Source organism: Actinobaculum suis (assembly GCF_900618115.1).
GTDB lineage: Bacteria > Actinomycetota > Actinomycetes > Actinomycetales > Actinomycetaceae > Actinobaculum > Actinobaculum suis.
This window is the reverse complement of sequence record NZ_UYIO01000001.1, coordinates 928,059-943,106: the sequence shown is the minus strand read 5'-3', so window position 1 is coordinate 943,106 and position 15,048 is coordinate 928,059. Positions and strand designations below refer to the sequence as shown.

Sequence of the window (15,048 nt, the reverse complement as noted above, 5' to 3'; positions counted from 1 at the left end):
TTGCCGCAAGCGTATAGATTTTCGGCCCTAAGATCGTGGCTTATGGGGATGATTTCGGGAAGATATCCCTCCTCCGAAAAGACGATAGAGACTAGATTAGATAGATATACTGATGTGAGTTGTTACCGCTCACGCTCGGAAGGAAGGTGGCGCTTTGCGAACAAATCTACAGTTTTCGCAGCGCCTGGTTGACGCCTTGGTAATTCTTCATCCCTCCCGGGACCGTCGGACAATTGCCCGTTATTTCGTCAACCTTGTAAACGAGATACTGCCTCAAGCTGATTTGGTTGCATTCTATGTTTATTTCCAACGTCAGCGAGCATTTGGCACCATCGGAGTATCCGGGTACCCGCACTTCAGTTCCACCCTGATTACGGAAGAAGATTCCCCTTTTGGCCAAGTGCTCAGCAGCCGGCAGCAGGTATGGGCCCGTACTCCAACAGAAGTTGCACAGCTTTACCAGTTTCCTGATGATGGCTCGCTAGCTTACGAGCGTACGCACCTGCTCTACGAAAAGGCCCGCGTAGCCACCTGCGGTTCTGCAATCGTTCAACCTTGCCTAATTGGCGATGAGTTTTTTGGTGCTTTATGGGTAGAAACTACCAGTTCTCCGCGGGCTTTTTCGGTTAGTGACCGCTCCCGGCTGGCCCAGCTCGGCGTCGTCGCCGCAGTTTTACTTTCCCGCGCGCCTACCGCCACCGTGTACGACGCCGAAGGTCTGCCGCGAAAGTGGGAGGTGGCTAGCATCCCCGAACCCGCTACCGGAACGCTCCCCCAGGTAGATCCACGCCTTGCCGGCATTTTCCCCGCAAGTTCTGCAAATAGCCTCGCCGCGCCGGCCGTACCCAATTCTCCGGTCAATGCTTTTGTTCCACCCGAGCCCGAACCGCGCCCACCAGTACCGCTTTCCGATCGAGAATTAGCCGTACTCAAACATATTGCCGGCGGTGCCACGAATGCGGAAATTGCCACCGAACTATTCATTTCGGTGAATACAGTTCGTTCCCACCGGCGTAATCTCATGCGCAAACTTGATTCGCATAATGCTGTAGAGCTCCTTACCGCCGCTCGCTACTACGGTCTTATCACTGCTCACGCAGACTAGTCCCTCTCTCATCCCGGACCTCACTCACCCTCCTCCTAACCAGCACGAAAATCGTCTTTAAAGACCAGCGGCAGGTGCTCCGTTCTTCCTTATGCTGGAACCACAGACAGTGCAGAAAGTGATTTCAAGGGAGAAGTTATGCCAGGCCAAACCGTCTTTACCGTGCCCGTACCGGAAGCACGTGGTCCCATCCCGGTAACCGAAAATTCTTATCCGTTCTCCACTATGGTTCATGCCCGTGAACCGCTTGACCTCGCCGAGTTTGGATACGTTGAAGAAGAATATTTCCTGCGTGGCACCGCCAATGTGTATGGCTTTTCCAACTCCATACAGCCTGCTGGTACCCCTGCCGCAACCACGGCAGCAACTGGAACCGGAGCGGATTCGGCGGGCCAGGCTAAAGAACGCCCGATCACCGTGGTCGAAGAAAATGTACCCTACATGACCCGTGTACTTATTCGGCGGCCTGCTGATTCAGATCCTAAAACCGCTTGGGTTTCGATTCTCAATGCTTCCCAAGGGTACGACATTGAAGATGATTGGCGGCGAGCCTGGGATTATATTATTTCCCGCCGGCTCACATATGTGGCCGTGACGGCAAAGCCCATACAGATTTCTGCTTTGCAAACTTTCGATCCCGAGCGGTATGCGGATCTGACTTGGGGTGGAAAGCCGAAACAATTAGATGCCTCCGCCCCGGGCTGGAACCCCTTTGCTACCTTGCCCGAGAATGAAGAAGGGCTAGCTTGGGATGTAATCGCCCAGGTTGCGGCCTGGCTACGTTCAGGTACAGCACCAACCACCCCCGAACACGTCTTCCTCATTGGACAGTCACAGTCGGCGGTTTACACCAATACATACCTCACCTATTTCCACCAGATTCTCAAACTTGCCGGGGGTGCCAATCCCTATGATGGTTATGCACCTGGAGTCGGTGGTCTTTATGTCAAAGCAATCAATCAGCGAGAGAGCGGGATTCCCCAAACCATCGGCCAAGCCCCCGATCTTTCGGCCCCAGATGATGCAGAAAAAGCACCGGCTTTCGCGATTTATCTGGTAGCTCCCGCCCAAATTGACGTTCCCGTAATCGCTATTTCTTCTGAAGCGGATGTGAGCCTCTATGAGGGAACCCCTGCAAGTTTTTGCCTGGGTGATGGTCCGTGGCGGCGGCACTGGCATGTATTGCGCACGCCGCATTCGGACGCCCGTTCCCGGGTAATCCCCAATAATTCGGAAACGCAGAAGGCAAAGCGCCAGGCGCGCGTCACGAACCCTGAATTCTTGGCTCAGGTATCGCCACTCCCACTTGAACCCGTAGTAACAGCGGCGATGGCCGCAATTGAAAACTGGGTACAAACGGGCACTCCTGCCGCTCCTTCCCGGTGGTTTACCCACCACGGAAACCAGTGGGAAATTCGGAATGGTTTGCTCACCGGAGGCATAGTTATCGGTATGGTGGCCCATCCGATTGCCGATTTCCTACCCGGCTCCCCCGAAAACCCGGTTTACGGGCAAATGCGCCTACACTCGGCAGCAAGTATTCGCCAACAATACGCTTCCTTCGCGGACTATCAAGCCGCTTGCGATGCTGTGGATAATGAACTGGAAGCGCAAGGCTACCTGGAACCAGTGGGTCGCAATTTCCTGCACAATGTGCAACGCGAACTATGGGACCGGGCAATAGACGGCGCCCCAGCTCCGCTTTCCTCACCACAAGAAATCATTGACCTGGAAAGCTAATTACAGCGTTTTCGAGTGCCCATCTATCGTGCGCCGCAGGCGGCGTTGCCAGACGATGAGGCCCAACCAAGGGGCACAACACCTGCCAAAATTCGAGCTGGTAGATGCCTAAAACACACAAAGCAAGACCCCCGGGGTATTTCCCGGGGGTCTTAAAACTTTTTGCGTTAACGCTCGATGCCCGCAAGAGCTTCCTTGAGGGCTGTTGCTTCTTCGTCGTTGATCTCGAGGACCAGCCGGCCGCCGCCATCAACGGGAATCCGGACGATAATGCCCTTGGCTTCGCGTTCGACTTCCAAGGGCCCATCGCCCGTACGAGGCTTCATTGCTGCCATTATGCATCCCTTTCCTGTCAAAAGCCCGGCGCTTTCGACTATATGCGCCTATTCTACAAGGAATGCGGCTAGTTCGACCGGCGTGATTTTCCTGTGTTTCGCTTCGCTTTCCGAGCGTCAATCGCGTTAGCAAGCGTTTTCACCACGTCATCAGCGGTATCCACAACCTTTATGAGGTCTTCATCGGCTGGCGAAATCATGCCTTCTCCTACCAGCGTGGTCTGAATCCACTCCACCAGCGGACCCCAATATGCAGAGCCGACCAGCACGATCGGGAACTGCGTCGTCTTCCCTGTTTGTACCAAAGTGAGCGCCTCAAACAGTTCGTCGAGCGTGCCGAACCCGCCGGGGAACACCACGAACCCTTCCGCATACTTTACAAACATGACCTTGCGGGTAAAGAAATACCGAAACTCGATGCCCAGGTTCAGGTATTCGTTCATCCCCTGTTCGTGCGGTAGCTCAATTCCCAGCCCGACCGAAAGCCCATCTGCTTCTGCCGCGCCCCGATTGGCAGCTTCCATAATTCCCGGGCCGCCACCCGTAATCACGCCATATCCGAGTTCCACAATTTTCTTCCCGGTTTCGCGCGCCAGATTGTAGTAGGGCGTATCGGCGCCGGTGCGGGCCGAACCAAAAATACTAATGCAGGGCGGGATTTCCGCGAGCGCGCCAAACCCTTCCACAAACTCGGCTTGGATGCGTAGCACCCGCCAGGGGTCGGTGCGAGTCCAGTCTTTGTTTTCTGGTTCGCGGAGCAGTTTGGTATCTGCGGTGATCGGCGGGATGAGCTTGCCACGCCGGATTTGGGCGCCGCGGCGGTATTCACTACGGGTCATCTTCTCCTACTTTCTTTGCGTCCCGCCAGACTTTCGCCCGGCTTTCTAAGCTTCTCGCCGGGCTTTCACCCGGTACTGTTCGTGCGCGCGGCGTTTTAGCGCAGGTGGTCTAAACCGCGCTGGGTCAGTATCTCAGTAACGTCTTTTACTTTGTGGGCGGCTTGCCGGGTGCTTACTAAAAGCACCTCTCCAGTATCTACGACGACGCCGCCTTCCAGGCCTAATACTGCGATGGGCTTATCGTGGGTATAGATAAGTGCACCTTCGCTATCAATGGCAATGGTTTCTTGGGCGCTACCACCGGGAGCTACCTGGTGGGTGCGCTGCGGGCCAGGAATCTGTGCGGCTACGGAAGCGTAATCTCCCACATCGGACCAGTCCATGGCGGCCGGTACTACCGCTACCCCGCCGGTGGCGGCCAGAGGTTCGGCAATGGCGCGGTCGATTACTTCCGCCGGCAGTTTTTCCCAGGCCGCGCGTACCGCGGCGCTTTGCGTATCTGTTTCCAGATCCCAGGCCGCGGCAATTTCGCGCAAAGGGATAGCAATATCGGGCCGGAAACGTTCCAGAGCGCCTAAGAGTACCGAGGTGTTGGCAATAAACATGCCGGCGTTCCAGAAGTAGCCGCCTTGCGCTAAATATGTGGCGGCGCGTTGTGCGTCAGGTTTTTCCACGAAGGATTCTACTTGGCAAACTCCGGGCAGGTTGGCAATATTTGCGCCGCCGTGAATATATCCAAAACCGGTGGCTGGATATTCCGGGGTGATCCCGATGGTCACTACGTAGCCGGCTGTGGCGGCGCGAATGCCCGTACGTACAGCTTCTTGGAAAGCGGGGACGTTGCCAATGGCATGATCGGCGGCAAAAGAACCTACCACGCATTCTCCGTATTCGCGTTCCAAAAGGGCCGCGGCTAAACCGATTGCGGCCATTGTGCCCCGCGGTTGGGGTTCAACCACGGCCCGAAATGGCGGTGTTGCAAGCTCCGCGTCTGTTTTTGTGGCCGGGCCAGGGGTGATCGAGCCGGGGTGGACCGGGCCAGGGTTGACCGAGCCGGGGGTGGTCGCGCCGGAGGTTTTCGGGCCTAAGGTCTTCGCGCCAGAGGCGAGCTGTGTGCGTACGGCATCCGCATGGGCTGAGCCGGTGACTACGAGTAGAGAATCGCTAAGGGGTGAGAGCCGGTCTGCGGTGGCCTGGAGCATGGTGCGGCCAGTGCCGGTGAGGTCTACCAAGAACTTTGGGTGGCCGGCCCGCGATAGGGGCCACAGCCGGGTGCCGGCCCCGCCGGCAGGAATAATGGCATGGAAAGCCACAGCTTCTCCTTCACATGTATTTCAAGGTTTGCACCCAGTGATTTTCGCATTTGCACCCAGTGCGTATTATGCCAGGGCAATCTACGCGCACCGCAAGTTTTTAGTTATTTCCTTCCAGCTGGTAACCAGGTAAAACCGGAAATCCCGCAAACGCCGGGCGGTTTTACTCCCGGCGCGCGGCGGGTTGTATTGCCCCGGTTATTGGATCATGTGGCCAATCTAGCGTGTGCGGAGCCGAAAGAGTCACGTAATTTGGCCGTTGCTTCCCGCGCAATTCCGCGCTTTCTTCGGCTTGGTACTGCCGCGGCGGATTAGCCATAAAAGCGCAGGTCAACAGAAGAATTCTGGCCGTCAAGTTGAGCCATAACAATAACGTGACAAGGGCAGCGAAAGGGGCGAGCAAGGGATTATCGGCCACATTAGAAACCACCGAGGTCCCAAGGATTTTTACGGCCGCCATAGTCACTCCGCCCAGCAGGCACCCGGCCGCAAGATCGCGGCGCGGAGCCCGAATCCCACCCGTAAACCGAATCAAGAATGCAATGATAAAGGCATCCACACCGGCAGCTAAAGCCGCCACTACAACTTTTGTGGAAAATGCCGAAAGCGCACCTGAATATCCCAGTAGCGCTGCCAACCGGGTCCCTAAAGTACCGGCCGCGGCGGCCAGGATTGCCCCGCTGGTAATACCCACTGCCAATATGAGGAAGCCACCGAAACTGCGCAGCATCTGCATTACCCCATGCTGGACCACCTGGTTGACGGCAAACATGGCACGAATCGACTTACTGATCCCGCCCATAATAGAGATCGCCGTCCACACAATCACTCCCGCCGCAATAATAGAAGCGATACCGTGCCCGCCGCTCCACACCAGGGCATCCGGATCGATAAGCCCTTCCCCGCCACGGTTTGGATCTTTCAAGATTCCGGGAAGTGCCTGGTTGATCCCGCTAATCACAATTGCCCGTAGTTCCGCGTTCTTCCCCAAAGTGGCCATGAAGGCACTCCAGGCAATCGTGAGCGCCGCGGAAACCGAAAACAGTGCCGAATAAGCAATCCCGCCCGAAAGTAGACCGCCGCGTGCTTGTGCATAGCGAGCGAGGCTACGCCACAGCCGAGTATCGGCTAACCGGTCTACCAGGGTTTCGGCCCAGTTTTGCAGAGTCGCTATTTTGGCTGCGATACCTTGCCGCCCCCGCATTTACAGCTCGTATTCGACGGTCAGCGGCGCATGATCAGACCACCGCGCCGCATAGCTTTCCGCCCGGCCAATTGCGAAAGAGCGGGCTTGGGCCGCGAGCGCTGGAGTGGCCATGTGGTAGTCGATCCGCCATCCGGCGTCGTTATCAAAAGCTTTGCCGCGCTGGGACCACCAGGTATAAGGCCCTTTCTCCGTATAACCTTCAGCGGTGAGCAGGGCGCGCTGGACGTCTACCCAGCCACTTGCGAACCAATCCTCCAGGTAGGCGATTTCGGAATCGAGCACGCCCGCGGTTTTGTTGTGGTTGGGTTTCCAGTTTTTAATATCGGCTTCGGTATGCACGATATTGAAATCTCCGGCCACTAATATTTTCGCGGTTTGGTCAAAGCTCGCCAAGCGCTGGGTCACGCGGTCAAGATGAGAATATTTCGCGGCCATTTTTGCGGCGTCGGTAGCTACCCCGGAATGCAAATAGGCCGAAACCACGGTGAGCTCACATTCCGGTAATTCCACTTCCAGCCACCGGCCCGTATCTACCGGTGCTTCGGAAGTAGCGGCTAGCTCCGCAGTGGAAGCCGCGGCATTTGTCGTGGCAGATGTAGCGGGGGTTTCGGTAGCATGCCCTGCTGCAACTACAGCGGGAGTTTCTCCCGGATCGGCTAAGCCAATCCGCACTTCTCCCACGGGGATTTCTTCGCGCACGGCAACGCTTACCCCGGCCCGGCCTTTCAGCGTGGAGATCGCATTGAAAACCCGGTAGCCGCTCCCCTGGAAAATCTTGGTAATAGCCTCGCGCGGGGCACGCACTTCCTGCATAAGCAGCACATCCGGCGCCGTATCCTGCACCCACGCACCCATTCCTTTACGGTCTGCTGCGCGCAGGCCGTTCACATTCACCGTAGTGATTTTCATGTCTCTCCCCTTCGTCCGCGCCGGCCATTTTCCTCCGTAGCAGCGGCTGCTCTCGTCCGCAGCGGCCGTTTCCTCCGCGCCGGCCATTTTCGGCCGCAGCAGCGGCTACTCTCGTCCGCGGTGGCGGTTCCGCACGGATTTGGCGGCCACTCGCGGGCCCAAAATACTCACTGTATTAGCTCCCCGCAGTGGTGTCATGCCAAAGCTCACGTCCACATTTCGAGCGTTCTCATACTTTTATCCGTCTGGGCGTATAGTCTTACACCTACGGAACTTGCGATCCTGCGCGAATCGTTACCATGGCCTGCATTTTATGCGCATGTTTTGCATAAAACTCGGCTGGTTTGCGATCCGTGCGTAGAGGTGCGTATGCGAACCTCGCGCGGCGCGCAGGTGCCAGAAAGATTTTGAAAATGCGCGAAAGGAGCGTAGAGAATATGGCGAAAACTCCGCTTGCGAGCCAACTTTTGCGCCGCCGGTTACCGGCGGGCGTGACGGCAGCAAACACCCCGGATTCCATCGCCCAGCTACCGAGCCACCACGAGGGGCCGGAACTGCGCCGCTCCATGTCTACCTTCCAGCTCATGATGATTGGCGTGGGCGGCACGGTGGGAACCGGCATTTTCTTCATACTTTCCGAAGCTGTGCCACAAGCCGGGCCGGCCGTGATTATTTCCTTCGTGCTCGCCGCTGTGGTAGCGGGCCTCACCGTAGTCTGCTATGCCGAACTAGCCGGGGCTATCCCCTCTTCCGGTTCGAGCTATTCTTTCACTTACGCCACTATGGGAGAACTGGCCGCTTTCGCCGTCGGTGCCTGCCTAGTTTTGGAATACGGAGTTTCCGCCGCCGCGGTTTCCGTGGGGTGGAGCGAATACCTCAACCTCCTGCTCGATAACGTTTTCGGCTGGCACTTCCCCGACGCCCTCTCCTACGCGCCCGACGCCGGCGGAATCGTGAACGTGCCCGCAATTCTCCTCGTGCTCATGTGCATGGTGCTGCTTTTGCGCGGCGCTTCCGAATCCGCCGCCGCCAACACCTTCATGGTGTTTATAAAACTCGGAGTGCTAGTAATTTTCGCGGCCATTGCGTTTACCGGTTTCAATGCGGATCATTTCGCAAACTTCGCCCCCTTCGGGTGGCGCGGTATCACCGCCGCTACCGGTTCCCTTTTCTTCTCATATATTGGGCTCGACGCCGTTGCCACCACCGGTTCGGAAGTGAAAGACCCGCGGCGTTCCTTGCCCCGTGCACTCATCGGCGCCCTGGCCATCGTTACGGCCATCTACCTGTTGGTGGCGATTTCCGCCGTCGGCGCTCAACCCACCGAAGAATTCGCTTCCCAACGGGCTTCGCTAGCTACCATTGTGCAAAACGTTGTCCAGTCCACCTGGCCGGGAACAGTTTTGGCAATCGGCGCCGTGATCTCCATTTTCTCCGTCACCCTGATTTGCTTGTATGGGCAAACCCGAATCCTCTATTCGATGAGCTGTGACGGCTTGGTGCCACGCATTTTCTCAAAAGTTTCCCCACGCACGCGCGTGCCTGCGGCAAGCACGTGGATCGTTTGCCTGGCCGTGGCAGTACTGGCGGGCTTCTTGCCACTCGGAATTTTGGCGGAGCTTACTTCCGTGGGCACGCTTACCGCTTTCACTTTGGTTTCCATTGGGGTAATTATTTTGCGCCGCACCGCGCCCGATATGCCGCGTACCTTTAAGGTACCGGGATACCCGGTCACGCCGATACTTTCAGTGGTGGCCTGCCTGTACGTAATCTCCGGGCTCGATACCTTCACCCTGGTGGCCTTCGCCATTTGGATGGCGGTAGCCCTTACTTTCTACTTCACGTGGAGCCGCCGGCATTCCGAACTGGAAACCTTCACCAAGGAAAAGAAACAAGCGGATAGTATGCCCGTATCCGCAGGTAAATAAACGGGCGCCCGATGGTAGCCGCATACGAATACAACAGGAAGAATACGAAGAAATATTTCAGGAGGAATAATGTCTCGGATTGCTCTCATCCGTAAACCCAGCCCGCTTCTGGACGACGGGATCGTGGATAACATCGAAAAGGTTCCGGTAGACGTTGCCGCGGCCAATCAGCAGTGGGATGCCTACGTAAAAGTTCTGCAGGAAGCCGGTTGGCACACGGTGGAAGTAGAGCCGGCCGATGACTGCCCGGATTCCGTTTTCGTGGAAGATACCGTAGTCATGTATAAGAACGTGGCTGTAATCACCCGGCCGGGAGCCGATGCTCGTAAACCCGAAACTGCGGGCACGAAGGCCGCGGTAAAGGCCCTGGGATGTTCGATCAACGAAATCCAGGCCCCCGGAACTTTGGATGGGGGCGACGTCCTCAAAATTGGCGACACGATTTACGTGGGCCGCGGCGGGCGTACGAACGCGGCCGGGATCAACCAGTTGCGGAAAATCCTCAGCCCCCTGGGCGCGCGGGTGGTAGCCATCCCCGTATCCAAGGTCTTGCACCTAAAGTCGGCGGTAACGGCACTACCCGATGGCACCATAATCGGCTACGAACCTTATGTGGATGATGTACGCAAATTCCCTTCCTTCGTGCCCGTACCGGAAGCGGAAGGCGCGGCCGTACTCTGCCTCTCGGAAACGAAACTCCTCATTTCCGCTTCAGCTCCGCAAACCGCCGCCCTGTTACGCGATTTCGGATACGAAGTGATCGAAACTCCCCTCTCCGAGTTCGAAAAACTCGAAGGTTGCCCCACCTGCCTTTCGGTGCGAATCCGCTGCCTCGCTGAATAACTGCGGCCCGCACGCAACGCAACCGCCAGCTAGCTGAGCAACCGCAGCCCCGCTGAGCAGCCGCTTCCCAAAGAGCAACCGCCACCGCCAGCTCAGCAACCGGAGCTAACGAAACTGCAGGGCGCAGTAGCCGTGCCTGCGGTACGACGCCGCCCGGCGCGGCTAGTACTGCAGGCACGGTATCGCGCAGCCCGATTTTGCCCGATTTGCCCGGTTCCGCGCTGTTTGTTTCACCCAGTTTCGCGCTGTTTGTTGCGCCGCGTTTTGCCCTGTTTGGCGTGGATCTGCGCGGTTTGTGGAACTTGTAGAAACCGCAGCAGGGGCTGCGTTAAAGAATGGACCACCTGGACGTCTTTGTCCAACTTCTGCTTATAATGCAGAAGTTGTTGAAAGGGGTCAGATGCGCCGGTTCATCTCTTCGCTCAGCTCCGTACTGCTGGGCCTATGTCTCGCCTTCGCTACCGTAGCGCCAGGCTTATCCACTACCACCGCGTACGCGGATACCGAATCCAGTACTACCGATACCACTACTACCCGGGAAGAAACTCCCACCTCAGAAAATCTAGAAACCACACCGGAAGATAGCGAGCCCGGAGCACACAGCCCGGCACCAGCTCTAACGCCGGCAAATAACCCTGCGCCTACACCTGGCGCACACCAGGGTGAAGCTGGCGCTACCGCGCCAAATGATGGTGCTCTAACCGGCCCGGGCGAACTGCCCGCAGCTAAGCCGGATGCCGGAAACGAAACGCCGGCCGTAGTGCCAGGTGTACCTGCGGGCACCGAGGCCGATTCCGATTCGGATGCGGAACCCGCAGACGCCGCTGACGTGCCGGATGCTACTCCGGGCCGCATGCCCGAAAAAATCGTGCAACTGGGTGATTCTTATTCGGCCGGAAATGGCACCGGCGTTTACAGCGACCAGTTCTGTATGCGTTCTCCGGAAAACTATGGCTCGATCGTAGCCCGCGAATTCGGTGCCGAATACACGAATGCGGCGTGCTCGGGTGCGGTGACCGCAGATATTACTAAGCCGCGGCATTTGGGATGGACGGGCGGAGCTACCCGCACCTACTGGCTGCCGCGCACCTTCTTCCCCACGGTGGAAGACCAAGCTGCCGAATGGCAGCGCCGCGTCGAAGCTGAAAACATTTGTGGCGTTCCGCCCGCCCCGGATATGTACTACGAATACCGGAACGTGGCACCCGCCCCGGCCGGTTCGCTCTACACCGCTTCCGTAGCCTGCCATTTGTGGGCGAAACCGCAAATCGAATCCGTTACCCCGGATACAGACACCGTGTTCCTTACCATTGGCGGTAACGATGCGAACTTCACCGGAATCGTGATCTCTTGTTTCATTGGCCGCGACGCCGGTACCTGCCAGCAGCGCCTTTCCGAAGCTTCGCGCAGCCTTCCCGAACTGCGCGAACGCATCGCCCAGGTACTCTCCGCTATCGATACGGCCTCGCAAGGTAACGCCCACGTCTACCTGCTCGGCTACCCGGTACTCATCAGCCTTGATTCTTATGTACTCCCCGAAGGCCCCGCGGGGTGGTACGACGCCGGCCAGCAACTAGTGGAGATGCAAGAGGAAGCAAATGAACTCCAGGCCGGGGTGGTAGCAGACGCCAATGCCGCTATCCGCACTAGTGGCACGCCCCAAGCCCAACCTGACCGTTTCACGTTTGTGGACGTCCACGAAGTTTTCGCGGGCCACGGTTTTGATCCGCGCATGGGCGCCAACCAGTCTCATGCTTGGATTGTGCCCAGCTTTACCAGCTTCGACATTCTCAGCTTTGTGCATCCCAACCCCGAAGGCTGGCGAGCAGAAGCGAAAGTCCTAGCCGAAGCCATTCGCCGCAACGCCTAAGGAAGAGGCCTGGCTGAAAGCACCAAGCGGCCCGGAAGTACCCTGCGCGGGTACTTCCGGGCCGCTTATTTATTGCTAGTTTGCTTAGCTTGGCCGGCCTAGCTCGCTTTGTTTCCTGGCTTGGCTGCTTAGCTTCCTAGCCCAGTTGCCTAGCTATCTAGTTTCTAGGCTACTTTCTAGCCAATTGCCATGCTTCCGGCCCTGACTGCCCAGCTTCCTGGCCTAGCGTGTTTTAGCTGGCTGGCCTAGCATGTTTAGTTTGCGGCCGGAGCGTCGGCTAGGCGTTGTGCGCGTTCCACAATGTTCTTGAGGAGCATTACGCGCGTCATCGGGCCAATACCGCCCGGATTGGGCGAAATCCAGCTGGCCACTTCCCGCACTTCCGGATCCACATCGCCAACGGTGCGGAACTTCCCGGTCTCCGGGTTTTGTACGCGGGTCACGCCTACGTCAATAACGATCGCGCCCGGTTTCACCCAGTCCTTCTTCACCAAATGGGCCTGCCCCACCGAAGCAATCACCACATCGGCTTCCCGCACGATCTCCGGAGTATTCGGGGTGCCGGTATGGCACAAGGTTACCGTGGCATTAGTTTCCCGCCGGGTAAGTAGCAAACCGGCCGGCCGGCCCACGGTAATCCCGCGGCCCAATACCACCACGTGTTTACCATTCAGGCTCAGCCCGTAGCGGCGCAAGATCTCCAAAATCCCGGCCGGTGTACAAGGCAAAGAAGAATCAATCTCCTCGTTCACGCGCAATACCAGCTTGCCCAAATTAGTTGGGTGCAAACCGTCCGCATCCTTATCCGGATCGATCAGCTCGATCAGCTCATTGGCAGGTAGCCCTTCCGGTAGCGGGAGCTGCAAAATATATCCCGTACAAGCCGGATCATTATTGAAATCCAAGATTGCCTGGCGTACATCCGCAGCGCTAGCATCCGCCGGCAAGTGGGTACGCAAAGAATTGATCCCCACCTCAGCGCAATCGCGGTGCTTGCCACCCACATAAGCAACCGAACCGGGATCATCTCCCACCAGGATCGTGCCCAAACCAGGAACGATACCGCGTTCCTTTAAGGCAGCTACTTGCTCGGCCAACTCCGCTTTAATCTTCGCGGCAGTTTCTCTTCCATCCAAAATCTGTGCGGTCATAAGTCCTCTATTCTCTCGCGCTTCGCTATTCTCTAGCGCTTCGCAATTCTCTAGCGCGGCTGATTTCTCTTGCGCGGCTGATTTCTCTCGCGGGGCTCTGCGCTCTCCCCAGGCGCGATTCTCCAGCGCACCAAAACATTTCGCCAGCGCAGGCGCCAACATTTATTACCTTCGCAGGTGCCTTCCCCAGGCGCGCCAACATTTATTACCTTCGCAGGTGCCTTCCCCAGGCGCGCCAACATTTATTGCCTTCGCAGGTGCCTTCCTCAGGCGCACCAAAACCCTGTCGGTGCTGCCGCGCCAAAAGCTCTGCCGGTACTTCCGCGCCAAAAGCCCTGCCGGTACTACGCGGGCCCGCATATGCACCGCCGCATGCTCAAATATCAAATACTTGCTGCGGCACAGTGGTTGCGGGCCCGCGTAATAGCTACGCCTCTACTACTGCTGGTCCGTTTCTAGGTATTCATAGAGCGGGAAATCGTGGGCCAGTTTGGTCACGCGGGCACGCAAGGACTCTACGTCCGCGCTTTCGCCAGCTACCAAGGCCTGGGCGATAATATCGGCCACCTCGCGGAATTCGGCTTCCTGGAAACCGCGGGTCGCGAGTGCCGGGGTACCAATACGCAGACCGGAGGTAACCCGCGGCGGGCGCGGATCGTAAGGTACCGAGTTCCGGTTCACCGTAATCCCAATATCGGAAAGCAGGTTTTCACCCTGTGCTCCATCAATGGCCGCATGGCGCAGATCCACCAGGACCAGGTGCACATCCGTACCTCCGGAGACCAAGCTAATGCCGGCGTCCCGCACGTCTTGCGCGTTGAGCCGTTCCGCCAGAATCTGCGCGCCTTGCAAAGTGCGTTGCTGGCGTTCCTTGAACTCTTCCGTGCCGGCAATTCCCAAAGCCACTGCCTTGGCCGCAATCACGTGCATCAGCGGGCCGCCTTGCGTACCCGGGAATACGGACGAGTTGAGCTTGCGGCCATAAGGTTCGGCGTCGCGCGCCAAAATCATGCCACCGCGCGGGCCACCCAGAGTCTTGTGAATCGTCGTCGTTACTACATCGCACACCGGTACCGGGTTGGGATGCAGCCCCGCGGCCACCAGACCAGCGAAATGCGCCATATCGCACCACAAAATCGCCCCTACCTCATCCGCGATCGAACGGAAAGCGGCGAAATCGAGCTGGCGCGGATAGGCCGACCATCCCGCAATAATCATCTTGGGCCGGGATTTCAGGGCTTCTTCCCGCACCTTATCCATATCCAAAACATAGGTTTCCGGATCCACATGGTAGGCCGCAATATTGTAGGTTTTCCCGGAGAAATTCACCTTCGAACCGTGGGTCAAATGCCCACCTTGATCCAGGGCCATCCCCAATACGGTATCCCCATGCTCCACAAGCGCCGAGTAGAGCGCCTGGTTGGCTTGCGCGCCCGAATGCGGCTGCACGTTTACCCAACCGGCGTCGAAAACTTTCTTCGCCCGGTCGATAGCGATATTCTCCGCCTTATCAACCCACTCGCAACCCCCGTAATAGCGCCGGCCCGGGTACCCTTCCGCATATTTATTGGTAAGGACGGAACCTTGCGCTTCCATTACGGCACGCGGCACATGGTTCTCAGACGCGATCATTTCCAGGCCATCCTGCTGGCGGCTGAGCTCACCAGAAAGGATGCTGGCAATCTCCGGATCAACGTCCTGAATAGGCAGGTCAAGCTTGCGCGTCATTCTTTCTTCCTTGTTAGTTGCTTCTCGTATAGCGAGAATAGATTTCAGTAGTTACCTGTTATTTCTTAACTCCAGGGGCG

General features: G+C 57.6%; 12 protein-coding genes. 5 read left to right on the top strand and 7 right to left on the bottom strand.

Going from position 1 to position 15,048, the window contains the following annotated elements:
- Positions 1–283: 283 nt before the first annotated feature.
- Together H8274_RS03790 and H8274_RS03785 are read left to right on the top strand one after the other, a co-directional pair.
- Entirely contained in the window at positions 284–1,105 is an 822-nt protein-coding gene (locus tag H8274_RS03790; protein ID WP_221884765.1) for a helix-turn-helix transcriptional regulator, read from the top strand.
- A gap of 138 nt (positions 1,106–1,243) precedes the next feature.
- Positions 1,244–2,845 (top strand): alpha/beta hydrolase domain-containing protein, encoded by a 1,602-nt coding sequence (locus H8274_RS03785; protein WP_185933867.1) that lies wholly within the window; start codon positions 1,244–1,246, stop codon positions 2,843–2,845.
- A 167-nt stretch (positions 2,846–3,012) separates the two neighbouring features.
- Here H8274_RS03785 and H8274_RS03780 read toward each other — a convergent pair whose 3' ends face one another.
- From H8274_RS03780 to H8274_RS03760, 5 genes are all read right to left on the bottom strand, one after another.
- Positions 3,013–3,180: a DUF3117 domain-containing protein gene (locus tag H8274_RS03780; RefSeq protein ID WP_065414516.1), complete on the bottom strand. Its 168-nt coding sequence runs from the start codon at positions 3,178–3,180 to the stop codon at positions 3,013–3,015.
- A 68-nt stretch (positions 3,181–3,248) separates the two neighbouring features.
- Positions 3,249–4,019: an LOG family protein gene (locus H8274_RS03775; RefSeq protein WP_065414515.1), complete on the bottom strand. Its 771-nt coding sequence runs from the start codon at positions 4,017–4,019 to the stop codon at positions 3,249–3,251.
- A 95-nt stretch (positions 4,020–4,114) separates the two neighbouring features.
- On the bottom strand, positions 4,115–5,332 hold the full coding sequence (locus H8274_RS03770; RefSeq protein WP_185933866.1) for a mannose-1-phosphate guanylyltransferase: 1,218 nt from the start codon (positions 5,330–5,332) through the stop codon (positions 4,115–4,117).
- Positions 5,333–5,495: 163 nt separating this feature from the next.
- Positions 5,496–6,536 (bottom strand): YihY/virulence factor BrkB family protein, encoded by a 1,041-nt coding sequence (locus H8274_RS03765; RefSeq protein ID WP_185933865.1) that lies wholly within the window; start codon positions 6,534–6,536, stop codon positions 5,496–5,498.
- Entirely contained in the window at positions 6,537–7,448 is a 912-nt protein-coding gene (locus H8274_RS03760) for an exodeoxyribonuclease III (protein ID WP_185933864.1), read from the bottom strand. It abuts the gene before it with no gap.
- Positions 7,449–7,885: 437 nt separating this feature from the next.
- On the opposite strand from H8274_RS03760, the gene H8274_RS03755 reads away from it, so the two are divergent.
- The 3 genes from H8274_RS03755 to H8274_RS03745 all read left to right on the top strand — a co-directional run bounded on the left by H8274_RS03755 (position 7,886) and on the right by H8274_RS03745 (position 12,089).
- Positions 7,886–9,376 carry an APC family permease gene (locus H8274_RS03755; protein WP_053093601.1) on the top strand — a complete coding sequence of 497 codons (1,491 nt, stop codon included), beginning with the start codon at positions 7,886–7,888 and terminating at the stop codon, positions 9,374–9,376.
- Positions 9,377–9,445: 69 nt separating this feature from the next.
- Positions 9,446–10,219, top strand: coding sequence for a dimethylargininase (gene ddaH, locus H8274_RS03750; protein ID WP_269429218.1), 774 nt, complete (start codon positions 9,446–9,448; stop codon positions 10,217–10,219).
- A gap of 400 nt (positions 10,220–10,619) precedes the next feature.
- Positions 10,620–12,089, top strand: a complete 1,470-nt coding sequence (locus H8274_RS03745; protein WP_185933863.1) for an SGNH/GDSL hydrolase family protein — start codon at positions 10,620–10,622, stop codon at positions 12,087–12,089.
- 254 nt (positions 12,090–12,343) lie between these two features.
- Here H8274_RS03745 and H8274_RS03740 read toward each other — a convergent pair whose 3' ends face one another.
- On the bottom strand, positions 12,344–13,240 hold the full coding sequence (locus H8274_RS03740; RefSeq protein WP_049619274.1) for a bifunctional methylenetetrahydrofolate dehydrogenase/methenyltetrahydrofolate cyclohydrolase: 897 nt from the start codon (positions 13,238–13,240) through the stop codon (positions 12,344–12,346).
- Between the two features lie 438 nt (positions 13,241–13,678).
- A complete protein-coding gene (glyA, locus tag H8274_RS03735) occupies positions 13,679–14,968 on the bottom strand; it encodes a serine hydroxymethyltransferase (protein ID WP_185933862.1) in 1,290 nt (429 codons plus the stop codon).
- Positions 14,969–15,048: the final 80 nt, after the last annotated feature.

Excerpts from the sequence above, each read along its gene's own strand:
- H8274_RS03785 (WP_185933867.1), top strand. The coding sequence starts at position 1,244 with ATGCCAGGCCAAACCGTCTTTACCGTGCCCGTACCGGAAGCACGTGGT.
- H8274_RS03780 (WP_065414516.1), bottom strand. The coding sequence starts at position 3,180 with ATGGCAGCAATGAAGCCTCGTACGGGCGATGGGCCCTTGGAAGTCGAA.
- H8274_RS03775 (WP_065414515.1), bottom strand. The coding sequence starts at position 4,019 with ATGACCCGTAGTGAATACCGCCGCGGCGCCCAAATCCGGCGTGGCAAG.
- H8274_RS03765 (WP_185933865.1), bottom strand. The coding sequence starts at position 6,536 with ATGCGGGGGCGGCAAGGTATCGCAGCCAAAATAGCGACTCTGCAAAAC.
- H8274_RS03760 (WP_185933864.1), bottom strand. The coding sequence starts at position 7,448 with ATGAAAATCACTACGGTGAATGTGAACGGCCTGCGCGCAGCAGACCGT.
- H8274_RS03755 (WP_053093601.1), top strand. The coding sequence starts at position 7,886 with ATGGCGAAAACTCCGCTTGCGAGCCAACTTTTGCGCCGCCGGTTACCG.
- ddaH (WP_269429218.1), top strand. The coding sequence starts at position 9,446 with ATGTCTCGGATTGCTCTCATCCGTAAACCCAGCCCGCTTCTGGACGAC.
- H8274_RS03745 (WP_185933863.1), top strand. The coding sequence starts at position 10,620 with ATGCGCCGGTTCATCTCTTCGCTCAGCTCCGTACTGCTGGGCCTATGT.
- H8274_RS03740 (WP_049619274.1), bottom strand. The coding sequence starts at position 13,240 with ATGACCGCACAGATTTTGGATGGAAGAGAAACTGCCGCGAAGATTAAA.
- glyA (WP_185933862.1), bottom strand. The coding sequence starts at position 14,968 with ATGACGCGCAAGCTTGACCTGCCTATTCAGGACGTTGATCCGGAGATT.